This window comes from Enterocloster lavalensis (genome assembly GCF_046603895.1).
Classification (GTDB): Bacteria; Bacillota; Clostridia; order Lachnospirales; family Lachnospiraceae; genus Enterocloster; species Enterocloster lavalensis.
The window spans coordinates 3,515,471-3,540,770 of record NZ_CP176637.1 but is presented as its reverse complement, the minus strand read 5'-3'; the positions used below and the strand labels follow the sequence as shown (position 1 = coordinate 3,540,770).

Annotated in this window: 24 protein-coding genes; 7 read left to right on the top strand and 17 right to left on the bottom strand. The window is 56.8% G+C overall.

The annotated features are described in order from the left end of the window. Positions 1-11 precede the first annotated feature (11 nt). The 4 genes from ACK2JC_RS15845 to ACK2JC_RS15830 form a co-directional block, all read right to left on the bottom strand. The gene (locus tag ACK2JC_RS15845) at positions 12-1,625 is read right to left on the bottom strand and encodes a mannitol dehydrogenase family protein (protein ID WP_320936940.1); all 1,614 of its coding nucleotides are present in this window, start codon (positions 1,623-1,625) and stop codon (positions 12-14) included. Between the two features lie 16 nt (positions 1,626-1,641). Next, positions 1,642-2,712, bottom strand: a complete 1,071-nt coding sequence (uxuA, locus tag ACK2JC_RS15840) for a mannonate dehydratase (RefSeq protein WP_320936939.1) — start codon at positions 2,710-2,712, stop codon at positions 1,642-1,644. A gap of 353 nt (positions 2,713-3,065) precedes the next feature. Continuing rightward, entirely contained in the window at positions 3,066-3,269 is a 204-nt protein-coding gene (locus ACK2JC_RS15835) for a DUF1858 domain-containing protein (protein ID WP_024736513.1), read from the bottom strand. 146 nt (positions 3,270-3,415) lie between these two features. Beyond that, positions 3,416-4,120 carry a hypothetical protein gene (locus ACK2JC_RS15830; protein WP_320936938.1) on the bottom strand — a complete coding sequence of 235 codons (705 nt, stop codon included), beginning with the start codon at positions 4,118-4,120 and terminating at the stop codon, positions 3,416-3,418. Positions 4,121-4,446: 326 nt separating this feature from the next. Between ACK2JC_RS15830 and pflB the strand changes: the two genes are divergently transcribed. From pflB to ACK2JC_RS15805, 5 genes are all read left to right on the top strand, one after another. Beyond that, positions 4,447-6,555, top strand: coding sequence for a formate C-acetyltransferase (gene pflB, locus ACK2JC_RS15825; protein WP_320936937.1), 2,109 nt, complete (start codon positions 4,447-4,449; stop codon positions 6,553-6,555). Between the two features lie 159 nt (positions 6,556-6,714). After that, on the top strand, positions 6,715-6,960 hold the full coding sequence (gene grcA3, locus ACK2JC_RS15820; RefSeq protein WP_007705049.1) for an autonomous glycyl radical cofactor GrcA3: 246 nt from the start codon (positions 6,715-6,717) through the stop codon (positions 6,958-6,960). A 189-nt stretch (positions 6,961-7,149) separates the two neighbouring features. Continuing rightward, the gene (gene pflA / locus ACK2JC_RS15815) at positions 7,150-7,899 is read left to right on the top strand and encodes a pyruvate formate-lyase-activating protein (RefSeq protein ID WP_092364558.1); all 750 of its coding nucleotides are present in this window, start codon (positions 7,150-7,152) and stop codon (positions 7,897-7,899) included. Between the two features lie 326 nt (positions 7,900-8,225). Continuing rightward, complete coding sequence (locus ACK2JC_RS15810; protein WP_007705040.1) at positions 8,226-8,396, top strand: DUF362 domain-containing protein; 171 nt, start codon at positions 8,226-8,228, stop codon at positions 8,394-8,396. A gap of 153 nt (positions 8,397-8,549) precedes the next feature. Then, positions 8,550-9,269, top strand: coding sequence for a gamma-glutamyl-gamma-aminobutyrate hydrolase family protein (locus ACK2JC_RS15805; protein ID WP_092364555.1), 720 nt, complete (start codon positions 8,550-8,552; stop codon positions 9,267-9,269). A gap of 120 nt (positions 9,270-9,389) precedes the next feature. On the opposite strand, the gene ACK2JC_RS15800 is transcribed toward ACK2JC_RS15805, so the two are convergent. Continuing rightward, positions 9,390-10,196 (bottom strand): hypothetical protein, encoded by an 807-nt coding sequence (locus tag ACK2JC_RS15800; protein ID WP_320936936.1) that lies wholly within the window; start codon positions 10,194-10,196, stop codon positions 9,390-9,392. Continuing rightward, positions 10,193-10,726, bottom strand: coding sequence for an RNA polymerase sigma factor (locus ACK2JC_RS15795; RefSeq protein ID WP_092364796.1), 534 nt, complete (start codon positions 10,724-10,726; stop codon positions 10,193-10,195). Before ACK2JC_RS15795 ends, ACK2JC_RS15800 begins: the two co-directional genes overlap by 4 nt. Positions 10,727-10,982: 256 nt before the next feature. On the opposite strand from ACK2JC_RS15795, the gene ACK2JC_RS15790 reads away from it, so the two are divergent. Next, the gene (locus ACK2JC_RS15790) at positions 10,983-11,786 is read left to right on the top strand and encodes a hypothetical protein (protein WP_320936935.1); all 804 of its coding nucleotides are present in this window, start codon (positions 10,983-10,985) and stop codon (positions 11,784-11,786) included. A 195-nt stretch (positions 11,787-11,981) separates the two neighbouring features. On the opposite strand, the gene trpA is transcribed toward ACK2JC_RS15790, so the two are convergent. From trpA to ACK2JC_RS15755, 7 genes are all read right to left on the bottom strand, one after another. Further along, positions 11,982-12,758: a tryptophan synthase subunit alpha gene (trpA, locus tag ACK2JC_RS15785; RefSeq protein ID WP_368271414.1), complete on the bottom strand. Its 777-nt coding sequence runs from the start codon at positions 12,756-12,758 to the stop codon at positions 11,982-11,984. Beyond that, a complete protein-coding gene (gene trpB / locus ACK2JC_RS15780; protein ID WP_320936933.1) occupies positions 12,751-13,935 on the bottom strand; it encodes a tryptophan synthase subunit beta in 1,185 nt (394 codons plus the stop codon). The genes trpA and trpB overlap by 8 nt, the downstream gene beginning before the upstream one ends. Before the next feature lie 73 nt (positions 13,936-14,008). Next, positions 14,009-14,653, bottom strand: a complete 645-nt coding sequence (locus ACK2JC_RS15775) for a phosphoribosylanthranilate isomerase (RefSeq protein ID WP_118754600.1) — start codon at positions 14,651-14,653, stop codon at positions 14,009-14,011. A 79-nt stretch (positions 14,654-14,732) separates the two neighbouring features. Further along, the gene (trpC, locus tag ACK2JC_RS15770; RefSeq protein WP_276852137.1) at positions 14,733-15,569 is read right to left on the bottom strand and encodes an indole-3-glycerol phosphate synthase TrpC; all 837 of its coding nucleotides are present in this window, start codon (positions 15,567-15,569) and stop codon (positions 14,733-14,735) included. Continuing rightward, positions 15,566-16,612, bottom strand: a complete 1,047-nt coding sequence (trpD, locus tag ACK2JC_RS15765) for an anthranilate phosphoribosyltransferase (protein WP_092364539.1) — start codon at positions 16,610-16,612, stop codon at positions 15,566-15,568. Before trpD ends, trpC begins: the two co-directional genes overlap by 4 nt. A gap of 14 nt (positions 16,613-16,626) precedes the next feature. Beyond that, on the bottom strand, positions 16,627-17,217 hold the full coding sequence (locus ACK2JC_RS15760; protein ID WP_320936932.1) for an aminodeoxychorismate/anthranilate synthase component II: 591 nt from the start codon (positions 17,215-17,217) through the stop codon (positions 16,627-16,629). Continuing rightward, entirely contained in the window at positions 17,214-18,692 is a 1,479-nt protein-coding gene (locus ACK2JC_RS15755; RefSeq protein ID WP_320936931.1) for an anthranilate synthase component I family protein, read from the bottom strand. Before ACK2JC_RS15755 ends, ACK2JC_RS15760 begins: the two co-directional genes overlap by 4 nt. Before the next feature lie 838 nt (positions 18,693-19,530). On the opposite strand from ACK2JC_RS15755, the gene ACK2JC_RS15750 reads away from it, so the two are divergent. Then, complete coding sequence (locus tag ACK2JC_RS15750) at positions 19,531-20,472, top strand: hypothetical protein (RefSeq protein WP_320936930.1); 942 nt, start codon at positions 19,531-19,533, stop codon at positions 20,470-20,472. A gap of 152 nt (positions 20,473-20,624) precedes the next feature. Here ACK2JC_RS15750 and ACK2JC_RS15745 read toward each other — a convergent pair whose 3' ends face one another. The 4 genes from ACK2JC_RS15745 to ACK2JC_RS15730 are packed head-to-tail and all read right to left on the bottom strand — an operon-like array spanning position 20,625 to position 25,282. Continuing rightward, on the bottom strand, positions 20,625-22,082 hold the full coding sequence (locus tag ACK2JC_RS15745; protein WP_118754447.1) for an ABC transporter substrate-binding protein: 1,458 nt from the start codon (positions 22,080-22,082) through the stop codon (positions 20,625-20,627). Between the two features lie 17 nt (positions 22,083-22,099). After that, positions 22,100-23,032: a carbohydrate ABC transporter permease gene (locus ACK2JC_RS15740; protein WP_092364524.1), complete on the bottom strand. Its 933-nt coding sequence runs from the start codon at positions 23,030-23,032 to the stop codon at positions 22,100-22,102. Positions 23,033-23,044: 12 nt separating this feature from the next. Further along, on the bottom strand, positions 23,045-23,932 hold the full coding sequence (locus ACK2JC_RS15735) for an ABC transporter permease (protein ID WP_206197042.1): 888 nt from the start codon (positions 23,930-23,932) through the stop codon (positions 23,045-23,047). A 57-nt stretch (positions 23,933-23,989) separates the two neighbouring features. Next, entirely contained in the window at positions 23,990-25,282 is a 1,293-nt protein-coding gene (locus ACK2JC_RS15730) for a 6-phospho-beta-glucosidase (RefSeq protein ID WP_320936929.1), read from the bottom strand. Between the last annotated feature and the right edge of the window lie 18 nt (positions 25,283-25,300).

Here is a 25,300-nt window from a genome sequence, read left to right as displayed (position 1 = left end):
GTTCTGTCCCCCTACCCCAAATATTTGACCAGCGCGGTGCGCACGGCTCCCGGCCCGGCGGCCAGCTCCGCGAACATGGATTCCACTTTTTCTCCCAGTCCGGCGTCATAGAGATTCACGCCAAAGACCGCCGGGTTTGAGAGAATGTCCTTTAAGCAGCCCTGGCAGGAATCCGGGTCGCCCAGGCGGACTCCAGCCAGCTTCCCGGTCAGCTGCTCCAACATCGGGTCGGAGCTCAACTCCATGGCCCGGCCCTGGTCGTCAACTGCCAACAGATAACGGCACCAACCGGCCAGCGCCAGCGGGATATAGGTCAGGGATGCCGGATCCAGCTCCGGCCGTTCCATATAAGATTTAATCGTCTCGCCGAAACGGATCGCCACCTTCTGGGAGGTATCCGTGGCGATGCGCTGGGGCATATCGGGAATGTAGGGATTGGGAAGGCGCAGGTCGATGACTTCATGGATGAAGTCCATGGGATCGATGATCCCCGGATTCACCACCACCGGCATCCCCTCCCCGTATCCGATCTTTTCCACCAGCTTTTTCAGCTGGGCGTCCTGCATCTCCGCCGCAATGGAGGTGTAGCCCAGCAGGCAGCCGTAGACTGCCAGCGCGGTGTGCAGCGGGTTCAGGCAGGTCGTCACCTTCATCCGCTCCGTGTTGTTCACCGTATCCCGGTCCGTCATGTAGACTCCGGCGGCCTCAAGGGCCGGGCGGCCGTTGGGGAACTTGTCCTCGATCACCAGGTACTCCGGCGTCTCCGCGTTGACGTAGGGGGCAATATAGGTGTTGCGGCTGGTGACGATGGGCGCCATATCCGTAAGCCCGGACGCCTCCAGCGCGGCCTGCACTTCACTGGCCGGGCGCGGGGTAATCTTGTCGATCATGGACCAGGGGAAGGCGACCTTGGTCTCGTCTTCCAGATAGGCCACGAATTCCGCTTCCACCAGACCCGCCTTCTGCCACTCTCTTGCCACAGCCAGCACGCTGGACTGCAATTTCTCACCGTTATGGGAGCAGTTGTCCATGCTCACCACCGCCAGGGGCAGGGCTCCGGCTTTGAAGCGCTCGTAGAGCAGGGCCGCAACCACGCTCATGGCGTGTCTGGGCTGCCCGGGCCCGTTCTGGATATCCTGGGCCACAACCGGGAAATACGCCCCATCCAGGTTCTTCAAGGCATAACCCTTCTCCGTAATGGTAAAGCTGATCATCTGCAGGCTGGGCTTGCGGAAAATCTCCTTTAAGCGGGTATAATCCGTGCCATCGCCGCTGTCCCCCTTTAATCCCTCGGAGATGCTGGCGACGATCTCCTTGTCCAGACGGCCGTCCGCGTTCATCAGAACCAGCATGGTCAGGTTGTCATATGGCGCGTAGATCTTGTCCAGTATATCGTAGTCGAAGGTGTCCACCGCGATGATGCCGCGGTCCGCCTTCCCCTCGTTCAGCAGCCTCTGCTGCAGTCTGGCGATAAAGGCCCGGAAAATATTTCCGGCTCCAAAGTGCACCCACACCGGATTCTCCCGGGTGTTGGCGCGCATGGTTTCAATGGAAAACTCCGGGAGCTTTACGCCCGCGTTCTTCCAGAATGCACGGTTCTCAAGGGAGCTTAAGTTCATTTTCATGGCGTTTTTCCCTCCCTCAATTCCGGTTCTGCTTTTCAATGGCCTCCCAGAGGCCGTTTAAGTAGCAGGCGCCAAGGGCGCGGTCGTACAGGCCGTAGCCGGGCATGGACACCTCGCCCCAGATGGCCCTTCCGTGGTCCGGGCGCACGATGCCGTCAAATCCAATGTCGTAGAGCGCCTTCATGATGGCGTACATATCCATGCTGCCATCCGCGGAGAGATGGGCTGCCTCCTGGAAATCGCCGGGGGCGTTGTACTGGAGGTTGCGAACGTGAGCGAAGTGAATACGGCCTTTTAAGGAACGGATAATGTCCGGAATGTCGTTGTCCGGATTGCTCCCCAGGGAGCCGGTGCACAGGGTGACTCCGTTAAAGGGCGCGTCCACGGCCTTCATCAGCTTTAACAGCTGCTCCTTGCCGGTGATGATCCGGGCAAGGCCGAATACGGGCCAGGCGGGATCGTCGGGATGGATCGCCATTTTGATATCGTATTGTTCGCATACCGGCTGGATGGCCTTCAGAAAATATACCAGGTTGTCGAAGAGCACGTCCGCGTCTACGTCCCTGTAGAGCTCGAACAGTTCCTTGATGCGGGCCATACGCTCCGGCTCCCATCCGGGCAGCTCGAAGCCGTTGGACTTCTCACCCATGGACTCAAACATGTGCTCGGGATCCAGCTTGTCAATCTCCTTCTGGTCGTAGGCCAGAACCGTGGAGCCGTCCGGGCGCACCTTCGCCAGGTCGGAACGGGTCCAGTCGAACACAGGCATGAAGTTGTAGCAAACCACATGGATACCGGCCTGGCCCAGGCGCTCCAGGGTGGTGATATAGTTGGCTATGTACTGCTCGCGCTCGGGAATGCCCACCTTGATGGCGTCGTGGATGTTCACGCTCTCGATTCCCAGCACCTTCAGGCCCTTTGCCTCCACCTGCTCCTTCATCTGAAGAATGCGTTCCATCGGCCAGGCCTCTCCGGCCGGGATGTCGTACAGGGTGGTGATCACACCCTTCACCCCGGGAATCTGACGAATCTGCTCCAGGGATACACTGTCCACACCCTCACCGAACCAACGTAATGTCATGTCCATTTGCTTTTCCTCCTGCTCTGTGTTGTTTTGTTTGCGAATTTCGATGGGTAAATTTGCGTTTCGTTAGCAATATACTAATATATTACTATTTAACCCCACCGTTGTCAACCGGTGATTGGTAGATTTTCATAATTTTACCGTAATCGTTCAGACGGCGTAAAAAGCGGCACGGAAAGCTGTGTCAAGCTCGCTTGGAGGGAGTGGGACGCCCGACTGATCACAATGAACGGGCCGGACGGATGGGCATGGACGCGCCCGCGTCATCAGCCCCAGACGACGTCCCGCTAAAAAAGAGGCCTGCCGCACGGTCACACCCACGGAAGCCTCCTTTTTATATCACGCTATTTGCCGGCTCACGCCTTGGAGCTCAGGATCTCATTGATCTGGCTTACCAGAGTGTCGCAGTCAATGCCGTGCACCATGCAGGCCTCCTCCAGGGACTCGCCCTGAGAAGCCGGGCAGCCCAGGCAGTGCATGCCTGCTCTCATCAGAATCGGAGCGATGCTGTCATCCACCTGAATGAGATCGCCGATCAGCATATCTTTATCGATTGCCATGTGAATTACCTCCTTAAACGATACGTTTCGTACAATTTTCGCTATTATCATCCCCATCAGTTACCGTAAAATGTACCCCCGGGTTGTCTAGCACTTACAATATAATACCTTTCGGGGGATTTGGCAAGCTGGTTTTCCCCATTTTCTTATTCAACTTTTAATTTCAACTCCACCAAAAACTTTGTAATATCAGACTTTGCCGCAATCTTACTCTTATGGGTTTCGACATAGTAACCATCCACCAAAAGCGGAGACACGAATTCCCCTCCGGAAATATGCCGGTTCTCACGATTGATCAGGTAGCGTTTGCTGCCGGTTGCGTAAGGGATCAAGTGGTCATAAGAGATGTTGTTCCGATCCAGATAATCAAACACCTTGCGGTAAAATGCCTTCACTGTGTTGGCGCAAATTTCTGTTCCATTGACAGTCAGAACGATGCTATTTCCGGACTGAATCTCTTCCAGATCTTCTTCTACCTGCTGGACCCTTTTCTGAATCTTAGTTTTAACATCCTGCGGCATTGCATTTTCATTGATCTCGTCCACAATGCTGATTATCTGCTGCTGATTATCGATTACGTCCGCCATGGAGGTCATAAAGTTCTGTTCATTCCGATAATATTCCGGCGAATAGAAGTGGAGCGGCTTTTTATAAAGAATATAGAAAAACAATAAAACGATCAATACCGGAAACAGAATTAAAAACCAGATGAATATGCTCTGAATCCGCTCCGGCAGAAACTTTAAGACGATCGTGCCGGACACTTCTGCCAAAGAGGCGAACAGCGCAATAATTCCCAAAGGATTTTGCAGCTTTGCTTCTCTCACCTCTCTTTTATCCTCCGTGTTCATAATGCGGAATCCCCCTGCCTATCAATTTTTCTAACTTGATTTTTTACATAAACCTGTAGTGTCATTATACCATAATCTTCCATTAAATCCCACATAAATCTAATATTCCGACGTTCCTGACATTTTTTTCATATAACCCCAAATTATCACCGTTAGTTAAAAAATATTATCAGTTAAAGCCCTTGACGTGTATACAATGTGCATAATATAATAAATGTTGCAAAAGCAACAGCAATTATCCGCAGCTTATAGTACACTGTCAGCGTGACAACCGAATGGCGGCAGCAGGTATTGGAGACAATACGTTTTACAGGAGGGAAAAATCTATGAGAACAGAATGGAACACATTTAACAGCGGCGTATGGGAACGCGAAATTAATGTGCGGGATTTTATTCAGAAAAACTATACGCCCTATGACGGCGACGACACATTTCTGGAAGGCCCCACTGAGAATACAACAGCCCTCTGGGCGCAGGTGATGGAGCTGTCCGCCAAGGAGCTGGCGGCCGGCGGCGTGCTGGACATGGACACCAAGATCATTTCCACCATCACATCTCACGGACCCGGATATTTAGATAAGGAAAAAGAAACCATCGTGGGCTTTCAGACCGACAAGCCCTTTAAGCGGGCCCTGCAGCCCTACGGCGGCATCCGCATGGCGGTGAAGGCCTGCCAGGACAACGGCTATGAGGTGGACCCGGAGATCGTGGAGTTTTTCACCAAGCACCGGAAAACCCACAATGCCGGCGTGTTTGACGCCTACACCCCCGAGATGCGCGCCTGCCGCTCCAGCCACATTATCACTGGGCTGCCGGACGCTTACGGCCGCGGCCGGATCATCGGCGATTACCGCCGCATCGCGCTTTACGGGGTGGACACCCTGATCGCGGAGAAGAAGGAGGAGAAGGACTCCACCCGCACCATCATGTACTCCGACGTCATCCGGGAGCGGGAGGAGCTGTCCGAGCAGATCCGGGCCCTGGAGGATTTGAAGGAGTTGGGACGGATCTACGGCTACGACCTCTCCCGCCCGGCAATGGACGTGAAGGAGGCCATCCAGTGGACCTACTTCGGCTACCTGGCCGCGGTTAAGGAGCAGAACGGCGCGGCCATGTCCCTGGGACGCACCTCCACCTTCATCGACATTTACGCGGAGCGCGACTTAAAGGCTGGAACTTACACGGAGCGGCAGATTCAGGAGTTTGTGGATCATTTCATTATGAAGCTTCGCCTGATCAAGTTCGCCAGAACGCCCGAGTACAACGAGCTGTTCTCCGGCGACCCCACCTGGGTGACCGAGTCCATCGGCGGCGTGGGCATCGACGGGCGGCACATGGTGACGAAAATGTCCTACCGCTACCTGCACACTTTAAAGAACCTGGGCACTGCCCCGGAGCCGAACCTGACCGTGCTCTGGTCCACCAGACTGCCCATGAATTTCAAGCGTTTCTGCGCCAAGACCTCCATCGAGTCCTCCTCCATCCAGTATGAGAACGACGACCTGATGCGGGTGACCCACGGCGACGATTACGCCATCGCCTGCTGCGTTTCCAGCATGCGCCTTGGCAAGGAAATGCAGTTTTTCGGCGCCAGAGCCAACCTTGCCAAGTGCCTGCTCTACGCCATCAACGGCGGCGTGGACGAGATCAGCGGCAAGCAGGTGGGCCCCAAGTTCCGCCCCATCACCTCCGAGTATCTGGATTACGACGAGGTAATGGACCGGTACAAGGATATGATGAAGTGGCTGGCGAAGGTTTACGTGAACGCCCTGAACATTATCCATTACAACCATGACAAATACAGCTATGAGCGCCTTCAGATGGCTCTGCACGACAAGAAGGTGACCCGCTGGTTCGCAACCGGCATCGCCGGCCTGTCCGTGGTGGCCGACTCTTTATCCGCCATCAAGTACGCCAAGGTGAAGCCCATCCGCAATGAGAAAGGCGTGGCCGTGGATTATGAGGTGGAGGGTGATTTCCCGAAATATGGAAATAACGACGACCGCGTGGATCAGATCGCGGCGGAGCTGGTGCATACCTTCATGAGCTTTATCAAGGGCAACCACACCTACCGCGGCGGCATCCCCACCACCTCCATTCTGACCATCACCTCCAACGTGGTGTATGGAAAGAACACGGGCGCTACGCCGGACGGCCGCAAGGCGGGCCAGCCCTTCGCGCCGGGCGCCAACCCAATGCACCACCGGGATACCCACGGCGCGGTGGCTTCCCTGGCTTCCGTGGCCAAGCTGCCCTTCCGGGACGCCCAGGACGGCATCTCCAACACCTTCTCCATCATCCCGGGCGCCCTGGGTAAAGACGATCAGGTCTTTATGGGCGACCTGGAGGTGGAGCTGGACGGCTGCACTTCCTGCGGCATGGGCGGCAACCTGTTCGAGGGCCTGGACGCGGAAGCGGACAACGAGGACGCCTGATGAGAAAAGGCGCGGGATGGAAGCCCGGGGCGCGCGGGCCGAAAGCCTGGGGTTCGCGCGCCAGAAGCCTGGGACGCAGCTCCGCCCCGGATATCCGGCCCGGCGCAACTGAAACAAACCCTTTAACCATGGACATTACAAGAAAGAGAGGACTTCAATATGGTAAAAGCAAGTGATTCACAGATCGATAACCTGGTAGCACTTTTGGACGGCTACGCCCAGGAGGGCGGCCACCACTTAAATGTCAACGTATTCAGCAAGGAAACTCTGCTGGACGCCCAGGCGCACCCGGAGAAATATCCCCAGCTGACCGTGCGCGTTTCCGGCTACGCCGTGAACTTTAACAAGCTGACCAAGGATCAGCAGGACGAGGTCATTTCCAGAACGTTCCACGGGGAAATCTGATATTGATTCTTTCGCATGATGTCCGGGGGCGCACTGCCTTCGGACTTGTGCGTGAGAGGGAAATGCCTGGTTCGTGCGGCGGGCGCGGTAAGGTGCGGCCATGGCGGGTGAGGCCATCCGCCGCCAGTCAGGACGCGGGCGGGGCATTTTCTGTGCACGCTTTGCAGACGCGAGAGGAGGAGGCTTTTTATGATCGGACGTGTTCATTCCATTGAAAGTTTTGGCACCGTGGACGGCCCCGGCATCCGCATGGTGATCTTTCTGAGCGGGTGTCCCATGCGCTGCCTGTACTGCCACAACCCCGACACATGGGACCCCAAGGGCGGGACTCCCATGACCGTGGAGCAGCTCTTAAACCAGTACGACAACGCCCGGCATTTCTACCGGAAGGGCGGCATCACGGTCAGCGGCGGGGAACCGCTGACGCAGATCGGCTTCGTGACGGAGCTGTTCGAGGAGGCCAAAAAGCGGGGAATCCACACCTGCCTGGATACCTCAGGCGTCACCTTCCGCCCGGACTCCGCCGGTGTGAGGGAGAAATTTGACCGGCTGGCAGCGGTCACCGACCTGGTGCTGCTGGATATCAAGCACATCGACCCCCAGGAGCACTTAAAGCTGTGCGGACAGCCTCAGGACAACATTCTGGCGTTCGCCCGGTATCTGGAACAGAAGCAGATTCCGGTCTGGGTCCGCCATGTGGTGGTTCCGGGAATCACGGACCGCGAAGATTACCTCCACCGCCTCGGGCTGTATCTGGGCACGCTGAAAAATATCAAAGCCCTGGACGTCCTGCCCTACCACGACATGGGAAAGACCAAGTATCAATCCCTGGGAATCCCTTATCCGCTGGAGGACACCAGTCCCCTTCCACCCGCCGGGGCGGCCAAAGCCCGGCAGATCATTCTCAGGGGCATGAGGGAGAGTCGGAATTGCTCATAATTACTGACACAGGTAATATCCCGCGAGGCGTTTTTTGTGAGTGGAGCGCAGCAAAAGTCACAGAAAACCCGAGGATAGCGGCGCGGAACGGCGTTTTTGCCGTTTCTGTGCATCGCGTAGCGTGTTACTGTTCGCAGAACCGCGCTTTCCCGCGGTGCTGTGAACAGTGATTGCTCATAATTTTAAACATTGCACCCTGCATTTTCCTCTTGAATATTTATAGAATATAGTATAAAATATAAGAACAATGTACAAAGGGCCTGTCCGGACTCCACTGTTGTGAGAATATTTCCGGAGATGCTCATAATATTAAGGAGGTAATTCCAATGGCATACGTTATCAATGATTCTTGTGTTAGCTGCGGAAGCTGCGCAGCAGAATGTCCCGTAGGCGCTATTTCCGAGGGCGATAGCCAGTACGTTATCGACGCTGATACCTGCATCGATTGCGGTACTTGCGCTGGCACCTGCCCCACCGGAGCTATCAGCGAGGGCTAATAGGCTACATAAGAGCCTCTTCCTGAGGGAAGGGGCTCTTTTCATACGGATAAACGCTTCCGCGGCCATGGCTGCCCCGGCATTTCCGGCGGCGGCGCGGTCTTAGCGGAGTTTTTTTGATCGTTTTAACATCGAATCGGAGGATATGTTATTATGAAAAAGCCACTTATTGCCATCACGCCCTCGCACAACACGGAAAATGACGACATCAGCATGCGCCCTACCTACCTGCGGGCGGTTGCCGCAGCCGGAGGTCTTCCGGTGGTGCTGCCCCTGGAAGGTACTGAGGAGGATATCGCCCAGTATGTGGATACCTGCGACGGCTTCCTGTTCTCCGGCGGCCCGGACCTCCACCCGTTCCTGTTTGGGGAGGATACGCATCAGAACTGTGGTAACGTATCCGCGGCCAGGGATACCATGGAGCAGCAGTTATTTAAACTGGCCTTCAAGGCCAGAAAACCGATTCTGGGCATCTGCCGCGGCATTCAGGAGATCAATGTGTTCCTGGGCGGCGATATCTATCAGGATCTGCCCAGCCAGTATGAAGCGGCATTTCCCATTGCCCACCGCCAGCCCTATTACTACACCACCACCAGCCATCTGGTGGACATCGTGCCCGGCACCCGCATGGCCGAAATCGCGGGGGGCAAGGCGCAGATCGCGGTGAACAGCATGCATCACCAGGCCGTGCGTTCCCTGGCGCCTGGCCTGACCGTGTCCGCAGTGGCGCGGGACGGTTTGACCGAGGCCGTGGAGATGCAGGACTATCCCTATCTTTTGGCGGTGCAGTGGCATCCGGAATACCTGTCCGGCAAGGACGAGGCCGCCGGCAGACTGTTTGCCAGTTTTGTGGACGCCTGCCGGGTAAAATAAGAGAGAATCGTGTCAAAAATGGACCGCGGGCTGTGCCGGCGGTCCAATGCATCAAGAACGGGGCCGCCCGGCGTCATTTACCGGACGGCCCCCATTTCTATCCCCATTTCAAACGGACTTCTACTTCAGGTCAATGATTTCTCCCGCCATTCCGGCAAACTCCTCCGCCGTCATAGTATTATCAAAGGAAATTATCGTGTAGAACACACCGCCGTCCTCCCAGTATATGGTCTGGCTCCTGTTGCGTTGCACCTCGGAAGTTCCGTAGCCGATGTTAAGCTTTCCGGCATCCGACAACGCCTGCTCTTCCTCGGAAACCTGGTAGTCCGGCGGCACGAACAGATTCTCCCTGACGGAGAAATACAGCGTACAATCCCCGTGGGTGAAGGTGCTGTCCCCAGTGAGCGGGGCGTCATCCAGGTTTGCCGGGGCTGCGATCAGGCTGATATCCGCCATTCCACTCTTCTTATAATTTACTGTCATGTCGCGGATGGTCTCCACCACATTTCCCTCCGCGTCCCTGGATTCCTGGGACCCGGGCAATGCCGAGGTGAATCCGTAGCCATTGGCAAAGGCCTCGGGTATCTTTGCCTCAAATCCGACTTCCTTTTCCATATCTGCAACCTTGCTGTACTGATATACCGCATCATTCCAGCTGCTATAGGAGGCGATACCGGCGATTTTCCCCGCCGCCACCGCTGTGATGGTTCCAAATACACACACGGCCGCTGCCACAACCACGATCTTTTTTGCACTCCATTTTCTCATCCTGTTTTCCTCCTCTATTTTCCGATGCACGGAGCGGATCATCCTCTGGGAATCCTGAGAGGACACCCTGACCGTCTCCGCCTGCCTGGAAAGGGCCTGACGGATCTGCTCTTCCATCTGTTCCGCACCTTTATTCCGGCTCGGTAAATTCTGCTTCATAAGGCCGCCTCCTCTCCCAGCATCTGCTGTTCGCTTTCCAGCACCTGTTTTAATTGAGTTCTCGCTGTATACAGTCTTGATTTTACAGTTCCTTCCAGACAGCCCATCACCGAGGCGATCTCTTTGGTGGTCATACCGTTAAAATAGTACAGGACCACCGCGGTCCGCTGCTTGGCCGGAAGCCGTCCGACGGCCTGGTACAATTCCCTGTCCCTGGCATTTCTCATCACTTCCTCCGGCACGGAAGCGGCCGACGGGGTATTTTCCCCGAAGACTTCCTCTACCGGCTGCTCTTTTTTACTCCTGCGGCATATGCGCCACGCCTCCCGGGTCAGGGTCTTGTAGAGCCATCGCTCAAAATACTGCGGCTCTCGGATTCGCCTGCGGTTCAAATATACCTGTATAAATGTCTCCTGAACAATATCTTCGCTGTCTGCATAGCTTCCGGAAATCAGATATGCCATGCGGAGAGTTCTGGGATAATAAGACTCCATCAGGAGGTCAAACGCCTCCCGGTCATCCGCAATCATCCGGCGGACCAGTTGCTCGTCTCCGCGATTCTCCTTCACAGTCAATCCTCCTTTCCGTCCGGCGGCCCGGCGCAAATCGTCTGCCCCGGCCGCGCCGTTTTCGGTGCACCTGTTATATAGAGGCGGTCAATGGGAAAACGGTTCATTTTTATTTAAAATTATTTTTTAAAATGTGTCAAGGGCGCAACTTTTCCCCCATCTCCCTCGTCTAATCATTGAAACGCCAATGAACCAAGCAAAAAGGAGAACGAAACTGATGAAACTGAATAAAACCCCCAAATATGCTACAGCCCTTCTGTGCGCCCTGGCCATGGCCAGCGCCGTCCCCACAATCAGCGTTTACGCCGCCCAGGATACTTATTCCACATTTTCCACTGGAAAGAAAACGGCCAGGATGCGGGATGCCGCGGAGAGCGTACAGCTCGCATTTGAACAACAGGATCTTGGAAAGCTGGCCGGTCTGTGCGCCTACCCCCTGGTGATCTCCTACGCGGACGGAACGATAGAGGAGATTCCCGATCAGGCCGGTTTCCTGGCTCTGGGGGATTCCCTGTTCTTTACACGGACTATGCTCGATTCGGTGGCCACCACCAATGTCGCCAAGCTGACGGACGGCGGCAGCGCCGGAGTCCAGATGGGAGCAGATTACGGGCTATCGCTTTACAAAATAAAGGGAAAGTGGAAAATCAACAATTTTATTTTGGACAGCAGCAAACAGGCGGCCTCAGTTTCTCTCAATGTCAGCAGTCTCGCCCAGATGGCGGAGCTGGTCCAGAAAACCTTCTCCTACCAGGATTTGGAAACTCTTTCCAAAATGTGTAATTATCCGGTGGTCATAACCTACGCGGACGGCAAAACCGTGGAGTACAACACGCCCCAGCAGATAATGGCGCTGGACGCAGACAAGGTATTTACCGGAAAGCTGCTAACCGCCATCGACCAAACCGACGTGTCCAGTCTGAAGGAGGTCGGCAGCGCCGGGGCTCAGATGGGCGACAGCTCGGGGCTTAGCCTGTATCGGTTTAATGGGTATTGGAAAATCAATCAGATTTATCAGTAGAGCGGAACGGGCGCCGGTGGGGGCCGGGAATTTATATCGGCTGACTTCACGTAAAAACCGCAAAATACGGCAAAAACGGCGCCCGGACTTATGTGTCCTGAGCACCGTCTTTGCCGTTCTGTTAATCAAAACCGGTTTCTCCGGGGCGATTCGGCCTATTCCCGGCCGCCCCGTTTTACTCCAGTCTTCTCCGCCTTACTCCGCCTCCATCACCGCTGCCTTCATCTCCCGCACGTACCGGCTTACCGGCTCCACACAGTCCTCGCCGTACTTTGCCACCAGCTTCACAATGGCGCTGCCCACGATCACGCCGTCCGCGGCCGCTGCCATGCGTCGGGCCTGATCCGGGGTGGAGATTCCAAAACCCACGGCGCAGGGGACATTGTTCGCCTCCTTGACCATTTTCACCATAGCGCCCACGTCGGTGGTGATCTCGCTTCTCACGCCGGTGACGCCCAGGCTGGACACGCAGTAGACAAACCCTTCCGTCTCCCGGGCGATGGCCTTCACGCGCTGGCTGGAGGTGGGAGCCGCCAGGTAGATCAGGGTCATGCCGTGGGCCCTGCAGGCGGGCAGCAGCTCCTCCCGCTCCTCAAAGGGCATATCCGGCACGATCAGGGCCTCCACACCGGCTTCCACCGCATGTTCCATAAACCGGTCCGCGCCGTACACGAACACCGGGTTGATGTAGGTCATGAAAGCCAGCGGCACGTCCGTCTTTGTCCGGACCCGCTTTACCATGTCGAAAATCTTGTCCATGGTGGTTCCGGCCGCCAGGGCCCGCTGGTCCGCCTCCTGGATCACGATTCCCTCCGCCACCGGGTCGGAGAAGGGAATTCCGATCTCGATGAGGTCCGCCCCGGCCTCCGCCATTGCAACGATCAGCCGCTCCGTCACGTCCAGGTTTGGATCGCCAGCGGTCAAAAACGGAATAAACGCCTTATTCTGAAATACTTCCTGCACTCTATTCATAAATCTCAACCCCCCTGTATCTGGCGATGGCCGCCACATCCTTGTCCCCTCTTCCCGAGAGATTCACCACAATGATCTGATCCGGCTTGAGGGACGGCGCGATTTTGCGGGCGTAGGCCACGGCGTGGGCGCTCTCCACCGCCGGGATGATCCCTTCCATCCTGGAGAGGTACTCGAAGGAGTCCACCGCCTCATCATCCGTCACCGGCACATAGGTTGCCCGGCCAATGTCGTGGAGCCAGGCGTGTTCCGGCCCGATTCCCGGGTAATCCAAGCCCGCGGAGATGGAGTACACCGGCGCGATCTGCCCGTACTCATCCTGGCAGAAATAGGATTTCATCCCGTGGAAAATGCCCTCGCTGCCCGTGGCGATGGTGGCCGCCGTCCGGTCCGTGTCCGCACCGCGCCCGGCCGCCTCGCAGCCCACCAGCCGCACGCTCTCATCCTGGATGAACTCGTAAAACGCGCCCATGGCGTTGCTGCCGCCGCCCACGCAGGCGATCACCATATCCGGCAATTTGCCTTCCTTTTCCCGCAGCTGTTCCTTGATCTCCCGGCTGATCACGCTCTGGAAATCCCGAACCATCGTGGGGAAGGGGTGGGGGCCCATGACAGAGCCGATCACGTAGTGGGTGTCGGAAATGCGGCTGGTCCACTCCCGCAGCGTCTCATTTACCGCGTCCTTTAAGGTCTGGGTGCCGCTGGTCACAGGGTGCACCTTCGCTCCCAGAAGCTCCATGCGGTACACGTTTAAGACCTGACGGTCCGTGTCCTCCTTGCCCATAAACACCTCGCACTCCAGGCCCAGGAGGGCCGCCGCGGTGGCCGTTGCCACGCCGTGCTGGCCCGCCCCCGTCTCCGCGATCACCCGGGTCTTGCCCATCTTTTTGGCAAGCAGCACCTGGCCGATGGCGTTGTTGATCTTGTGGGAACCGGTGTGGTTTAAGTCCTCGCGCTTTAAGTAGATTTTCGCGCCGCCCAGGTCCTTTGTCATTTTCTCCGCGAAATACAGGCGCGACGGGCGGCCGCAGTATTCCTTTAAAAGCTGATCCAGCTCCGCCATAAACTGCGGATCATTTTTATAGTGCTCATAGGCTTCTTCCAGCTCGGCCACGGCGCTCATCAGCGTTTCCGGGATGAACTGCCCGCCGTGAATTCCAAATTTTCCCTTTGACATGTGAATACTCCTTTGGTTTTGTGATGATTGATGATTGGTGGATGCGTAAAAACGTACGATGGTTTGGTGGGGGCTATCCGCCGGACTGTTTCCCGCTCTGCCGCACCGCCTCCACCATACGGCGGATTTTTTCCGGATCCTTGCGGCCTTCCGTCTCCACCGCGCTGCTGACGTCCAGGCAGTAGGGGCGGCAGTTTTTGGCCTCGTGTACATTTTCCAGGGAAATGCCTCCGGCCAGAAAAAACGGTTTTTGGAGCGGCGGGATCAGATTCCAGTCAAATACCCGGCCGCTGCCGCCGTACTGGCCCTTGGTGTAGGTGTCCAGCAGCAGGTACTCGCAGGACAGCTGTTCCGCCCTGAGAATGTCGTCTCCGTTTCGCACCCGCACGGCCTTGATCACCGGCGCCGCGGTTTGGCGCTTCAGCTCCCGGATATAGGCCTCGTCCTCGTCCCCATGGAGCTGGATCATCTGAATCGTGCCAACCTCCGCCAGCCGGACGGCCTCGCTGACAGGAGCGTTCACAAACACTCCCACAGCCTGGATCCGCGGGTCCAGCGCCCGCTTCAAAGACGCCGCCCAGGTGGCTCCAACCTGCCGTCTGCTCTGCGCAAAAACAAACCCGATATAATCCGGTCTGACCCGGTTGACCGCCTCCATATCCCCAATGCGGCTGAGGCCGCAGATTTTGATGCGGCAGCCCTTGTTGGCATCGTTCATGAAAATCCCTCTCTGTTCTTTGTGGGAAGCGGCCATTTTCCTCCGCCGCTCCGCCATCTTCCTAAATTCCGCTTTCTTCCTATAAAATACAGCCCCGGCGCAGTTCCTTTAACGCGGCCGTCTTATCCTTTGCCCGCATGAGCGTCTCCCCGATCAGCACCGCATCCACTCTGGCCTCGGCCAGCCGCCGGATATCCGCTGCCGTCCGGATCCCGCTCTCCGCCACAAATACGGTATCCTTTGGCACCAGCCGCCTCAGGCGCAGGGCGTTGGAAAAGTCCACCTCAAAGGTTTTCAGATTCCGGTTGTTGATTCCGATGATTCGCGCCCCGGCTTCCGCCGCCATGGCCACTTCCCCGTCGTCATGGGCTTCCACCAGCGCGGCCAGCCCCAGCTCGCCGCAAAGACTGTGGTAGCGTTTCAGCTTATCTTCCTTCAGCAGGGAGCAGATGAGCAGTACCGCAGACGCGCCCAGCAGTTTTGCGTCGTAAATCTGATACTCGTCGACCACAAAATCCTTGCGCAGCAGGGGAAGCTTTACCTGGCGGTGGATTTCCTCCAGATACATGCTACAGCCCTGAAAATACTCCGGCTCCGTCAGCACGGAAATGGCGTCGGCGCCCGCCTGCTCGTAATCGGAGGCGATTTCCTTGTAATGAAATTCTTCCGCAATGACGCCCTTGGACGGGGAAGCTTTTTTGACCTCGCAGATGAAGGACATTCCGGGCTTTCGGAGGGCGGCTTCAAAGGGGTTGGGGGCGAAAGGCGCGGAGGACGGCAGCGATACGGGGGCCGGGTGGGACTGTTCCGCCCTCGTCATCTCCAACGCCATTTCCCTCACCCGCTCCAAGGGCCGTTCCATCTTTTCCTGTTCCACCCGTTTCCGGGTGGATGCTGCGATCTGTTCCAGAATCATGACGCCTTCACTTCCCCTTTCTCCCCCTTTGCGGCTTCCTGAGTGGCCTTCACGAATGCCACCATCTTCATCATAGCCGCGCCGGAATCGATCAGATCCTGAGCGGTTTTCACGCAGCCCGCGATGGTGCAGTCGTCGATTCCAAGGTACAGGCTCAGCGCCGCGTTGAGTACCGCCACGTCCCGCTTGGGCCCGGTCAGGCTGCCGGACAGGATGCCCTTTGTGATCTGTGCGTTCTCCTCCGGCGAGCCGCCCAGCAGGTCCTTTAACTCGCACCGCTTCAGGCCGAACTGTTCCGGCGCGATTTCGTAGGCGGTCAACTGCCCAAAGCGGATTTCGCACACATGGGTGGGGCCGGTGATCGTGGCCTCGTCCAGTCCGTCGCCTCCGCAGACCACCATACCCCGTTTCACGCCCAGATTAGCCAGAACCTGGGCCAACGGCTCCACCAGAGCCGGGTCGTACACGCCCAGAAGCTGCATGGAGGCGTTTGCCGGATTTGCCAGGGGCCCCAGAATGTTGAAAATGCTTCGGATGCCGATCTCACGCCGCACCGGCGCCGCGTATTTCATGGATGCGTGATAGGCCGGGGCGAAGAGGAAACACATACCGGTGGCCTCCAGCACCTGCTCCGCCTGGTCCGCGCTGAGGCTTAGGCATGCCCCCAGCTTCTCCAGCACATCCGCCGCGCCACTCTTGCTGGACACGCTGCGGTTTCCGTGTTTCGCCACCTTCACGCCGCCCGCTGCCGCAATAAACGCGCTGGTGGTAGAAATATTAAAGGTCCCCACCTCGTCGCCGCCGGTTCCCACAATGTCCATTACCGGGAACGGCGGGTTCAGCCGCACCGCTTTTTCCCGCATCACCGTGGCGCAGGCGGTGATCTCGTCGATGGTCTCGCCCTTCATCCGCAGCGCCGTCAGAAACGCGGATATCTGGGCCTGGGTGGCGTCCCCGCTCATAATTTCGTCCATCACTTCCTTCGCTCCCTCGTAATCCAGGTTCTGTCCCTCTACCAACTGGTGAATTGCCTTCTGAATCATACTCATGTCCTCCTCTATGCGATCTTAAGAAAATTTTCCAATATTTTACTTCCCTCCGGAGTCATAATGGACTCCGGGTGAAACTGCAGGCCGTACACCGGGTATTTCCGGTGGCGCACCGCCATAATCTCACGGCCTTCTGCGTCCTCGGCCACCGCCTCCAGCTCCTCCGGCAGACTGGCCGGTTCCGCCACCAGGGAGTGGTACCGCGCCGCCAGAAATTCCGCCGGCAGCCCGTAAAACAGCGGGCATTCTCCGGCTGCGGAGTTCAGGTCCGTCCTCTGAATCCGGCTCTGTTTCCCGTGCATCAGGTGCTCCGCCCTCATGATCCGGCCTCCGAAGGCCTCGCAGATTCCCTGGTGGCCCAGGCAGACGCCCAGGATGGGCAGTTCGCCCGCCAGCTCCCGTACCGCCTGCTCAAGGATTCCCGCGCTCTCCGGATATCCCGGACCGGGCGAGAGAACCAGGTGATCCGGTTTCATGGCCCGGATCTCATGGATGGTCACCGCGTCGTTTCGCACCACCCGGATATCCGGCCGGATCTGCCCCAACATCTGGACTAAATTGTAGGAAAAACTGTCGTAATTATCGATTAACAGGATCATTCCTCGTTCACCTCGTTTCCTCTCAGGATGGCGTTTATCACAGCACCCGCCTTGTTGGCCGACTCCTCGTACTCCCGCTCCGGCACGCTGTCCGCCACTATGCCGCCCCCGGCCTGCACCGTCACCTGACCGTCCCGGCTCACCGCCATGCGGATGGCGATGCAGGTGTCCAGATTGCCGGTGAAATCCAGGTATCCTAAGGCCCCGCCGTAGATGCCCCGGGGCGCTTCCTCCATCTCCTCAATGATCTGGCAGGCCCGGATTTTCGGCGCCCCGGACAGGGTTCCCGCCGGCAGCAGGGCTTCCACCGCGGAGCAGCCGTCGCAGTCCGGCCGGATGTCTCCCTCCACCTGGGAGCAGATGTGCATGATCCGGGAATACCGATGGATCATCTGATATTCCGTCACCTCCACGGTGCCGAACCGGGCGATCCGCCCGATATCGTTCCGGCCCAGGTCCACCAGCATATTGTGCTCGGCCAGCTCCTTCTCGTCGGCTAAAAGCTCCCGTTCCAGTTCCCGGTCCTCCTCCTCTGTGGCCCCTCTGGGCCGGGACCCGGCCACCGGAAAGGTGGTCAGACGGCCGTCCTGCAGCCGCACCAGGGTTTCCGGGGAGGCGCTGATGATCTCCTGCCCGTCGATTCCCATGAACACCATGTAGGGCGACGGGTTGGTGGTCCGCAGCACCCGGTAAGCATTTAACAGACTTCCCTCAAAGGGGCTGGTAAACTGCCTGGAGATCACGGCCTGGAAAATGTCGCCGTTTCGGATGTACTCCTTGGTTTTCTCCACCCTGCGGCAATATTCCTCTTTGGAAAAGCTGCTGGCAAAGCCCTTTGCCCTGCCCGGCTCGCTCTCCGGCAGCGGGCTGGAATCCCGGATCATACGAACGATGGCTTCTATCCGGCCGCAGGCCTTTCCGTAAGCTCCCAGCAGCGTTTCCGGGGCTTTATCCCCCGTCTCCATGTTGACCACCACCGATATTTTCTGCTTTAAGTGGTCGTAGGCGATCACTTCGTCGAACAGCATCAGGTCAAAATCCTGTTCCCCGCCCCGGCTGATGGTCAGAGTCGGCTCCGCGTAACCGATCATGGCATATGCGAAATATCCCACAAAACCGCCGGTAAATGGCGGCATGCCCTTGATCCTTGGGGAGCGCCTGGTCTTTAAAATCTCCCGCAGGATATCGTAGGGACGGTTCGCCTCAGTCTCTGTCTTCGTGCCGTCCGCCTGTTCGGTGACGATCCGGCCGTTTTTCAGGGTAACCCGCAGCACCGGGTCGCAGCCGAGGAAGGAATAGCGTCCCCATTTTTCTCCGCCCTCCACGCTCTCCAGCAGGAAAAACCGCCTGCTCCTTCCCGCAATACGCCGCAGCAGGGTGATGGGCGTCACCACATCCGCGTATATTTCCCGGCAGACAGGGATGGTATCGTATTCCTGCGCCAGCCTCAGTATCTCTTCACATCCAGGTATCATTGTTTTGCTCCTTTCCGGTCCTGCGGTTACGGGGCGGGGATGGGATTTTTAAAAATAAAAAAGCTTCTGCCGCCTGCCGCTACACTTACACTTGTAGTCAGCAGGGACAAAAGCTTTAAAACTTCTGCGGTACCACCCTGATTGGCGTCGTCTGTTCCTGGAAGGCAATCGCCCGCAGGCTAAGCCAGCGAACCATTACATTCATAAAAAAAACATCGGGTTGACAATTACAAACCTGATGCTGTGCCTGGAACAGGACCTATACGCCCGCTCTGTAACGCACCATCATGCGTTCTCCCTGGTAACGGTGGGACACCCGTCATGCCATACTCCCGGTTTCAACTCATCCGGTTTCCAGCCGCCCTCGCAAGTCCATTCGGATCCTAAGCTAACGCTCCCTCACACCAGCCGGAAGCTCTCTGCGCATAGCCTTAACATCTTACTTACTCTTGCTCATCGGTTTAACTTGCTCCCCATTATAGCCAGCGAACGGAGAATTGTCAATACTCTTTTTTTAATTTTTGTAATTTTTAAATATCACCTTAGAATCTTTGTTTTTATCAGGCGGATTGCTCGTCCGGCACCGGTTCTGGGATAAGATTGTAAAACAGTGCTGGGGCAGGGGGATTTTCTGTTGCAAAGTCCGCATGCCTGTGCTATGATCAAATCTATCTGTGGAAGGTTCCTTCCGCGTATGCGTTCAACGCCGCATTTTGCGGCATCCCGGCGGGCTCCGCCAACATTTTCAGCACACAGACCAGCGTAGGGAGGGATGACCTATGATTTAAGTTGTCATTGAATTCGGACATGAATTTTCGTATAATGGAAGGAGAATACGGTGACAAAAGTAAACAAAAAATATAAAGACAGATTGTTCCGCCTTGTATTCGGCGACCGCAGGCGTCTGCTGGATCTGTACAACGCCCTGAACGGAAGCCACTACGAGGACCCGGATGCTCTGGAAATCACCACATTGGACGATGCGGTCTACTTATCCATGAAAAACGACCTGTCCTTTCTGGTCAACGGCGTGCTGAACCTGTACGAGCATCAGAGCACCTACAACCCCAACATGCCGGTCCGTGGTTTCTTTTACCTGGCCGACGTGTACCGGAAATATGTGGTGGAGTACAAGCTGAACCTGTACGGAAGCCGCCTGGCCAAACTGCCCGCTCCAAAATACCTGGTATTTTACAATGGGCGGAAGGAAGAGCCGGACCGGAAGGTATTAAGGCTGTCGGACGCGTTTCAGGGCGGGCGGAATGCCGAACCCTGCCTGGAGCTCTGCGCGGTGATGCTGAACATCAATCTGGGACGCAACCAGGAACTCATGGAGCGCTGCCGGACGCTTAAAGAGTACGCCCAGTTCGTGGATCGGGTCCGCCGGATGATCGCTGAGACCGGCGCGCTGGAGAGCGCCGTGGACCGCGCGGTAAAGGACTGCATCCGGGACGGTATTCTGGAGAACTTTCTGTCCAGCCACAGAGCGGAGGTGTTGGACGTGATACTCACCGATTACAACGAACAGGAGTATATTGCAATGGAGCGCGAGGAAGCGTGGGAGGATGGGAAGTCCGAAGGGCTTACTGAAGGGCTCTCCGAGGGGCTTTCCGTAAGCCGGGAAGCCATTCTGGACTTGCTTGGCGAGCACGGCGAAGTCCCTGAGGAGATTCGCGCCAGGATCTGCGCGGAGTCCGATAAGGAGACGCTGAAGCGGTGGACGAAGCTGGCGGCTAAGGCGGAATCTTTGGAGGACTTTACCAGCAAGTACGGCAGCTGAAATCTGCCCGCACACAGCACAGAGGCCGCGCAATCCGGACCTGAATCCAAATTGCGCGGCCATGTAATATCACGCTTATATCTGTTTTTATCGCAACAATCTTCGCCGGCCGGTCCCCGGGTCTCCCGGAACCGTTTTACGGCGTCTGATTTTTATTTCTGCTTCGCAGCCCACTCATCAATCTGCTTCTGCATATCCTCAATGATCTTCTGAAGCCCGGCGTCATAGAGCTTCTGGTTCATCTCCGCGACTGTCTGATCCACGTCGGCGGCGGAGCCGGTAAACAGCTGGGGCAGGTACTGGGCCGTGATGTTCATGACGGAGGCGTATTCTGTCTTGACGTTCTCATTGTTGAAGCTGAAGCCCACCAGCACGGACGGCTTGGAGGCGTCGTTGAAGGCGCGGTACTGATCCCAGAGGTCGCGGGCCTGGGGATCCACGGTGTACATGATCAGCTCGTTGCCCAGGGTGTAGTAGTCCGTGGTGTATTTGCTGGACGCATCCAACAGCTTGATGGACGTGTCGGAGGTTTTCTCATAGTGAACGCCCTCGATGCCGTAGGTCAGCAGGTTCTTGATCTCCGGGTCTGTGTTCAGCAGTTCCAGGAACTTCACGGCCTCCGCCGGGTGCTTGCTGTTGGCGGAAACGGCCTGGAGAGAACCGATACAGGACGTGGTGGAGTAATAGTTCTCATAGCGGGGTCTGCACACCACCTCGTAGCCGGCCTGGTTGCCCCAGATCTCCTCGGCGCCCGGGCAGTACCAGCCAACGTAGATCAGGCGGTTTTTCAGCTTCTGCTTGTTGGTGGCCGCATCCTGGTTGATGTAGCCCTTCTCAAAATAATCCCGGATGGTGCGCAGGTTGTTTAACACATCCTCCTGCTCAAAGGGATTGACCACCTTGCGGCTCTCATCATCGTAGCGCACATAGGCGGGCAGCTCTCTGGCGGCCGGGATGTCGTAGTGGTCGATGATGCCGGGGATGTCGCTGGCCCGCAGGGGAAGGGGAACGATCTCCGGTTCATTTTCCTTGATGGTCTTTAACAGAGGCTCCAGGGAAGCCAGATCGCTGACGCTGTCGATGTCCAGATTGTATTTGTCCACCAGTTCCTTGGTGAAAGCCCAAACAGGCGCGTAGGGCAGCTCCTTGTTGGCCGGAACGCCGTAAATCTTCCCGTCCACGGCAACGCCGTCCCAGAACCGGCTGTCCACCGCCTCCTTCAGGGCCTTGTTGTCGCCATCCAGGTAGGGTGTCAGATCCAGGTAGGCGCCTTTTCTGGCGTTGATGGCGTAGCTGTTGGCCCAGTCGCAGGTAAAGCAGATGTCATAGGGCTCGCCGGAGTTGATCACCGAGGTCATTTTCTCGTCGTAATCCGCGTTGGAGATGAAGCGGATATCCACGGTTGCGCCGATTTTCTCCTTCAGAATGGGATTCACTTTGTCCAGGACCATCTGCAGGTCGTCGGGCTGGTCGCCCTCAGTGTACCAAAGCAGGGTTACATCCTCTTTTCCGCCATCCGACGCGCCGCCGGAAGCTCCGGTAGAACATCCGGTGAGCGCCAGAGAAGCCGCCATACACCCACAGAGAGCTGCTGATAATACTTTTTTCATAACTAATTTTCCCCCTTCTATTCTTTTACCGACCCTACGGTCAGTCCACTGACAAAATACCTCTGGAAAAACGGATAAGCGCAGGCGATGGGCAGCGTGGCGATCACCACAATGGCCATCTTCGCGGTCTCGCTGGGAAGCCGGGACAGGGCCGAATCCAGCCCCATACTGCCTCTGCCGGCATTCTGGGCGATAAACTCGATGTTGCGCTCGATCTTCATGAGCAGATACTGGAGCGGGTAAAGGCTCTTGCTGTCGATGTAGAGCAGGGCGTTTTTCCAGTCGTTCCAGTAGGTGAGCGTTAAAAACAGCGCCACCGTGGCCAGCCCGGGAAGGGAGATGGGCAGCACAATGTCCGTAAATATCTTGAACTGGGACGCCCCGTCTATTTTCGCGGACTCGATCAGCGCGTCCGGCACGCTGGTGGCGAAAAACGTCCGCAGCACGATGATGTTGAAGGGCGTCACCGCCACCGGAAGCACCAGGGCCAGGAAATTATTTTTCAAATGCAGGAAATTGGCCACCACCAAATAGGTGGATACCAGGCCGCCGTTGAAGAACATGGTTGCGACCAGAATCCCGGTAAACAGCTTCCGGTAGCGGAAGGTCTTGCGGCTCAGCACATAGGCGTAGGTGCTGGTCAGCGCCATTCCAATGGCCACGCCGGTTACGGTCACCAGCGCCGACATTCCCAGAGAGTGCATGACCTGGCCGCCGCTCTGGAACACAAATTCATAGGCCCCTGTGGACCACTCATCCGGGCGGAAGCTGTAGCCGTTGACCATGACGGAGTGCTCGGAACTGAACGAGATAATGATCACGAACACCAGCGGAGCCAGACACAGGATCGAGAGCAGGATGAAAACAAGGTGAAACGCCGTGTTCGCGCCCTTTCCGATGTGGTTAAACTTTGTCTCCCCGTCCTGGATTTCAGTTGTATCTGTTTTCATAAACACACCTCCCTAGAACAGCGCGTTCTCGTTGTCAACCTTGGACACCAGCCAATTGGAGCCCAGCAGCATAATCATACCCATCACCGACTGGAACAGGGCCGCGGCCGCACTCATGCCGATCTCGCCCATCCCCATCATGGCATGGTACACATAGGTGTCGATCACGTTGGTCACGCTGTAGAGCGCCCCGGAATCCCTTGGAATCTGGTAGAACAGACCGAAGGACGCGTTGAAAATCTTTCCGGTGGCCATGATCATCATGATCACCACGATGGAGCGCAGCAGCGGCAGCGTGATGAACTTGATCTGCTGCCATTTGGTGGCCCCGTCTATGACGGCCGCCTCGTAGAAGGTGGTGTCGATGCCCGCCAGGCTGGCCAGGTAAATCACCGTGCCATATCCCATTTCCTTCCAGGTGCGGATGAAGATCAGCAGGAAGGGCCAGGGTTTGGTGTTGGTATACCAGCTCACCGGAGTTCCGCCGGACTGGGTGATCATGTGGTTGATAATCCCCTTATCCGGACTTAAAAACGCGTACAGGAAGCTGCCGACCACCACCCAGGACAGGAAATAGGGCAGGAACAGAATGGTCTGGTACGCCTTGGCCGCCCTGCGGCTGCGGATCTCGTGGAGCATCAGCGCAAATGTGACCGGCACCGCCACGTCCAGCACGATAAAGCAGAGATTGTACAGCAGCGTGTTCCTCGTGATGGTAAATGCCTCGTTGGTGGAAAACAGGAACTCGAAATTCTTAAATCCCACCCACGGGCTGTTTAAGAAGCTGTTGATGAATCCGCCTCCTGAAATGTGAAAGTTCTTAAACGCGATCAGCACTCCCAGCATGGGCAGAAACGAGAACAGTAAAAACCATACCAGCGTGGGCGTTGCCATGATCATCAGTTCCAGATCGTCCCTTGTGAGCCGTTTCTTTTTCTTCACCTGACTCCCTCCCAACTAAAATTTGTATTGCGGCAAATAGGCCTGGTTGGCGCTTAGCATCTCATCCAGACACTTTTGGGATGTGGTGTAATCCCCCATCAGCGGATGGACCACCATGGCCCTGAGCGCTGCCGTCCGGTCCCCCGTAAGTCCCGCGTTTACGGTCTGACGCTCGTATTCCTTCACCGTCTCCATCATGGTTTTGATGTGCGTGTTGTCGATTTTCCTCAGGGGCAGCGGATGGGCGCCGTCCCGGTCGATGGCGCAGGCCACCTCGACGACGTCGTCCGGTTCCAGGAAATCCAGGGTGTCCCCATTCCTCACGTTGACAATGTTCACATTTCCCGTGTTGTTGTACAGGTCGTGAACCAGGTTCACCGCCACCTCCGAATACCGGTGGCCGCCCCGCTTATTTAACAGCTCCGGCTTGCGGCACAGGGTTTTCTCAGAATACAGGGCAAGCAGTTGTTCCTCGATCTCCATGCACTCCTCGCCCCGGCATTTTCCGCTGTCCAGATTGTGCTTTTTCTTGTGCTCCCGATCGTAAAAATATTCCAGGTAGGGGGAGTAGACGGCCCCGGCCACCGCGGTGATCTCCCGGTCCAGGTCAGAGGGCGGAATGTTGTTCATGCGCTCGCTCTTGACGCCCTGGCGGATGGCCTCTTCTGTAATATCCCGGCCGTCCTGCTCGATGTGGTAGATCCAGCTCAAATGGTTCAGCCCCACGTAGTCCATGGTGAGCTCCCCGTCCGGGATCTGCTCCCGCACGCTGGAGGTCATATTGATGGGCACGTTGCAGAGCCCGATGATCCGCTTAAATCCGTGTTTCATCACAGCCTCGGTGATGATTCCCGACGGGTTTGTAAAGTTGATGATAAATGCCTCAGGCGCCAGCTCCCTCACCCGGTCCGCGATATGGCACATCACCGGGATGGTTCTCTGGGCCTTCATAAAACCGCCGATCCCGGTGGTCTCCTGGCCCAGCAGGCCGTATTTTGGCGGTATGGTCTCATCCAGAATCCTGGCCGGAAGTTTGCCCACCCGGATCTGGGTGATCACGTAATCCGCGTCCCGGACGGCTTCGTCCAGATCGGCGGTCAGTATGGCCTCGGAGTCCATTTTCTCCTCGCGGAGCATACGGATGCACAGCTCCCCCACGATGGTGCGTTTCCGGTCGTCAATGTCCATAAACATGAACTGGCGGACCGGCAGCGTCTCCCGAAGCCGGATAAATCCGTCGATCAGTTCCGGCGTGTAGGTGCTCCCCGAACCGATAATTGCTATTTTCAATCCTTGCTTTTCCGACATGTTCATTCCCTCCCTTTC

What these genes read in the sequence shown, in the direction of transcription:
- ACK2JC_RS15845 (WP_320936940.1), bottom strand. Translation starts at nt 1,625, where the DNA reads ATGAAAATGAACTTAAGCTCCCTTGAGAACCGTGCATTCTGGAAGAAC.
- uxuA (WP_320936939.1), bottom strand. Translation starts at nt 2,712, where the DNA reads ATGGACATGACATTACGTTGGTTCGGTGAGGGTGTGGACAGTGTATCC.
- ACK2JC_RS15835 (WP_024736513.1), bottom strand. Translation starts at nt 3,269, where the DNA reads ATGGCAATCGATAAAGATATGCTGATCGGCGATCTCATTCAGGTGGAT.
- ACK2JC_RS15830 (WP_320936938.1), bottom strand. Translation starts at nt 4,120, where the DNA reads ATGAACACGGAGGATAAAAGAGAGGTGAGAGAAGCAAAGCTGCAAAAT.
- pflB (WP_320936937.1), top strand. Translation starts at nt 4,447, where the DNA reads ATGAGAACAGAATGGAACACATTTAACAGCGGCGTATGGGAACGCGAA.
- grcA3 (WP_007705049.1), top strand. Translation starts at nt 6,715, where the DNA reads ATGGTAAAAGCAAGTGATTCACAGATCGATAACCTGGTAGCACTTTTG.
- pflA (WP_092364558.1), top strand. Translation starts at nt 7,150, where the DNA reads ATGATCGGACGTGTTCATTCCATTGAAAGTTTTGGCACCGTGGACGGC.
- ACK2JC_RS15810 (WP_007705040.1), top strand. Translation starts at nt 8,226, where the DNA reads ATGGCATACGTTATCAATGATTCTTGTGTTAGCTGCGGAAGCTGCGCA.
- ACK2JC_RS15805 (WP_092364555.1), top strand. Translation starts at nt 8,550, where the DNA reads ATGAAAAAGCCACTTATTGCCATCACGCCCTCGCACAACACGGAAAAT.
- ACK2JC_RS15800 (WP_320936936.1), bottom strand. Translation starts at nt 10,196, where the DNA reads ATGAAGCAGAATTTACCGAGCCGGAATAAAGGTGCGGAACAGATGGAA.
- ACK2JC_RS15795 (WP_092364796.1), bottom strand. Translation starts at nt 10,726, where the DNA reads ATGATTGCGGATGACCGGGAGGCGTTTGACCTCCTGATGGAGTCTTAT.
- ACK2JC_RS15790 (WP_320936935.1), top strand. Translation starts at nt 10,983, where the DNA reads ATGAAACTGAATAAAACCCCCAAATATGCTACAGCCCTTCTGTGCGCC.
- trpA (WP_368271414.1), bottom strand. Translation starts at nt 12,758, where the DNA reads ATGAATAGAGTGCAGGAAGTATTTCAGAATAAGGCGTTTATTCCGTTT.
- trpB (WP_320936933.1), bottom strand. Translation starts at nt 13,935, where the DNA reads ATGTCAAAGGGAAAATTTGGAATTCACGGCGGGCAGTTCATCCCGGAA.
- ACK2JC_RS15775 (WP_118754600.1), bottom strand. Translation starts at nt 14,653, where the DNA reads ATGAACGATGCCAACAAGGGCTGCCGCATCAAAATCTGCGGCCTCAGC.
- trpC (WP_276852137.1), bottom strand. Translation starts at nt 15,569, where the DNA reads ATGATTCTGGAACAGATCGCAGCATCCACCCGGAAACGGGTGGAACAG.
- trpD (WP_092364539.1), bottom strand. Translation starts at nt 16,612, where the DNA reads ATGATTCAGAAGGCAATTCACCAGTTGGTAGAGGGACAGAACCTGGAT.
- ACK2JC_RS15760 (WP_320936932.1), bottom strand. Translation starts at nt 17,217, where the DNA reads ATGATCCTGTTAATCGATAATTACGACAGTTTTTCCTACAATTTAGTC.
- ACK2JC_RS15755 (WP_320936931.1), bottom strand. Translation starts at nt 18,692, where the DNA reads ATGATACCTGGATGTGAAGAGATACTGAGGCTGGCGCAGGAATACGAT.
- ACK2JC_RS15745 (WP_118754447.1), bottom strand. Translation starts at nt 22,082, where the DNA reads ATGAAAAAAGTATTATCAGCAGCTCTCTGTGGGTGTATGGCGGCTTCT.
- ACK2JC_RS15740 (WP_092364524.1), bottom strand. Translation starts at nt 23,032, where the DNA reads ATGAAAACAGATACAACTGAAATCCAGGACGGGGAGACAAAGTTTAAC.
- ACK2JC_RS15735 (WP_206197042.1), bottom strand. Translation starts at nt 23,932, where the DNA reads ATGATCATGGCAACGCCCACGCTGGTATGGTTTTTACTGTTCTCGTTT.
- ACK2JC_RS15730 (WP_320936929.1), bottom strand. Translation starts at nt 25,282, where the DNA reads ATGTCGGAAAAGCAAGGATTGAAAATAGCAATTATCGGTTCGGGGAGC.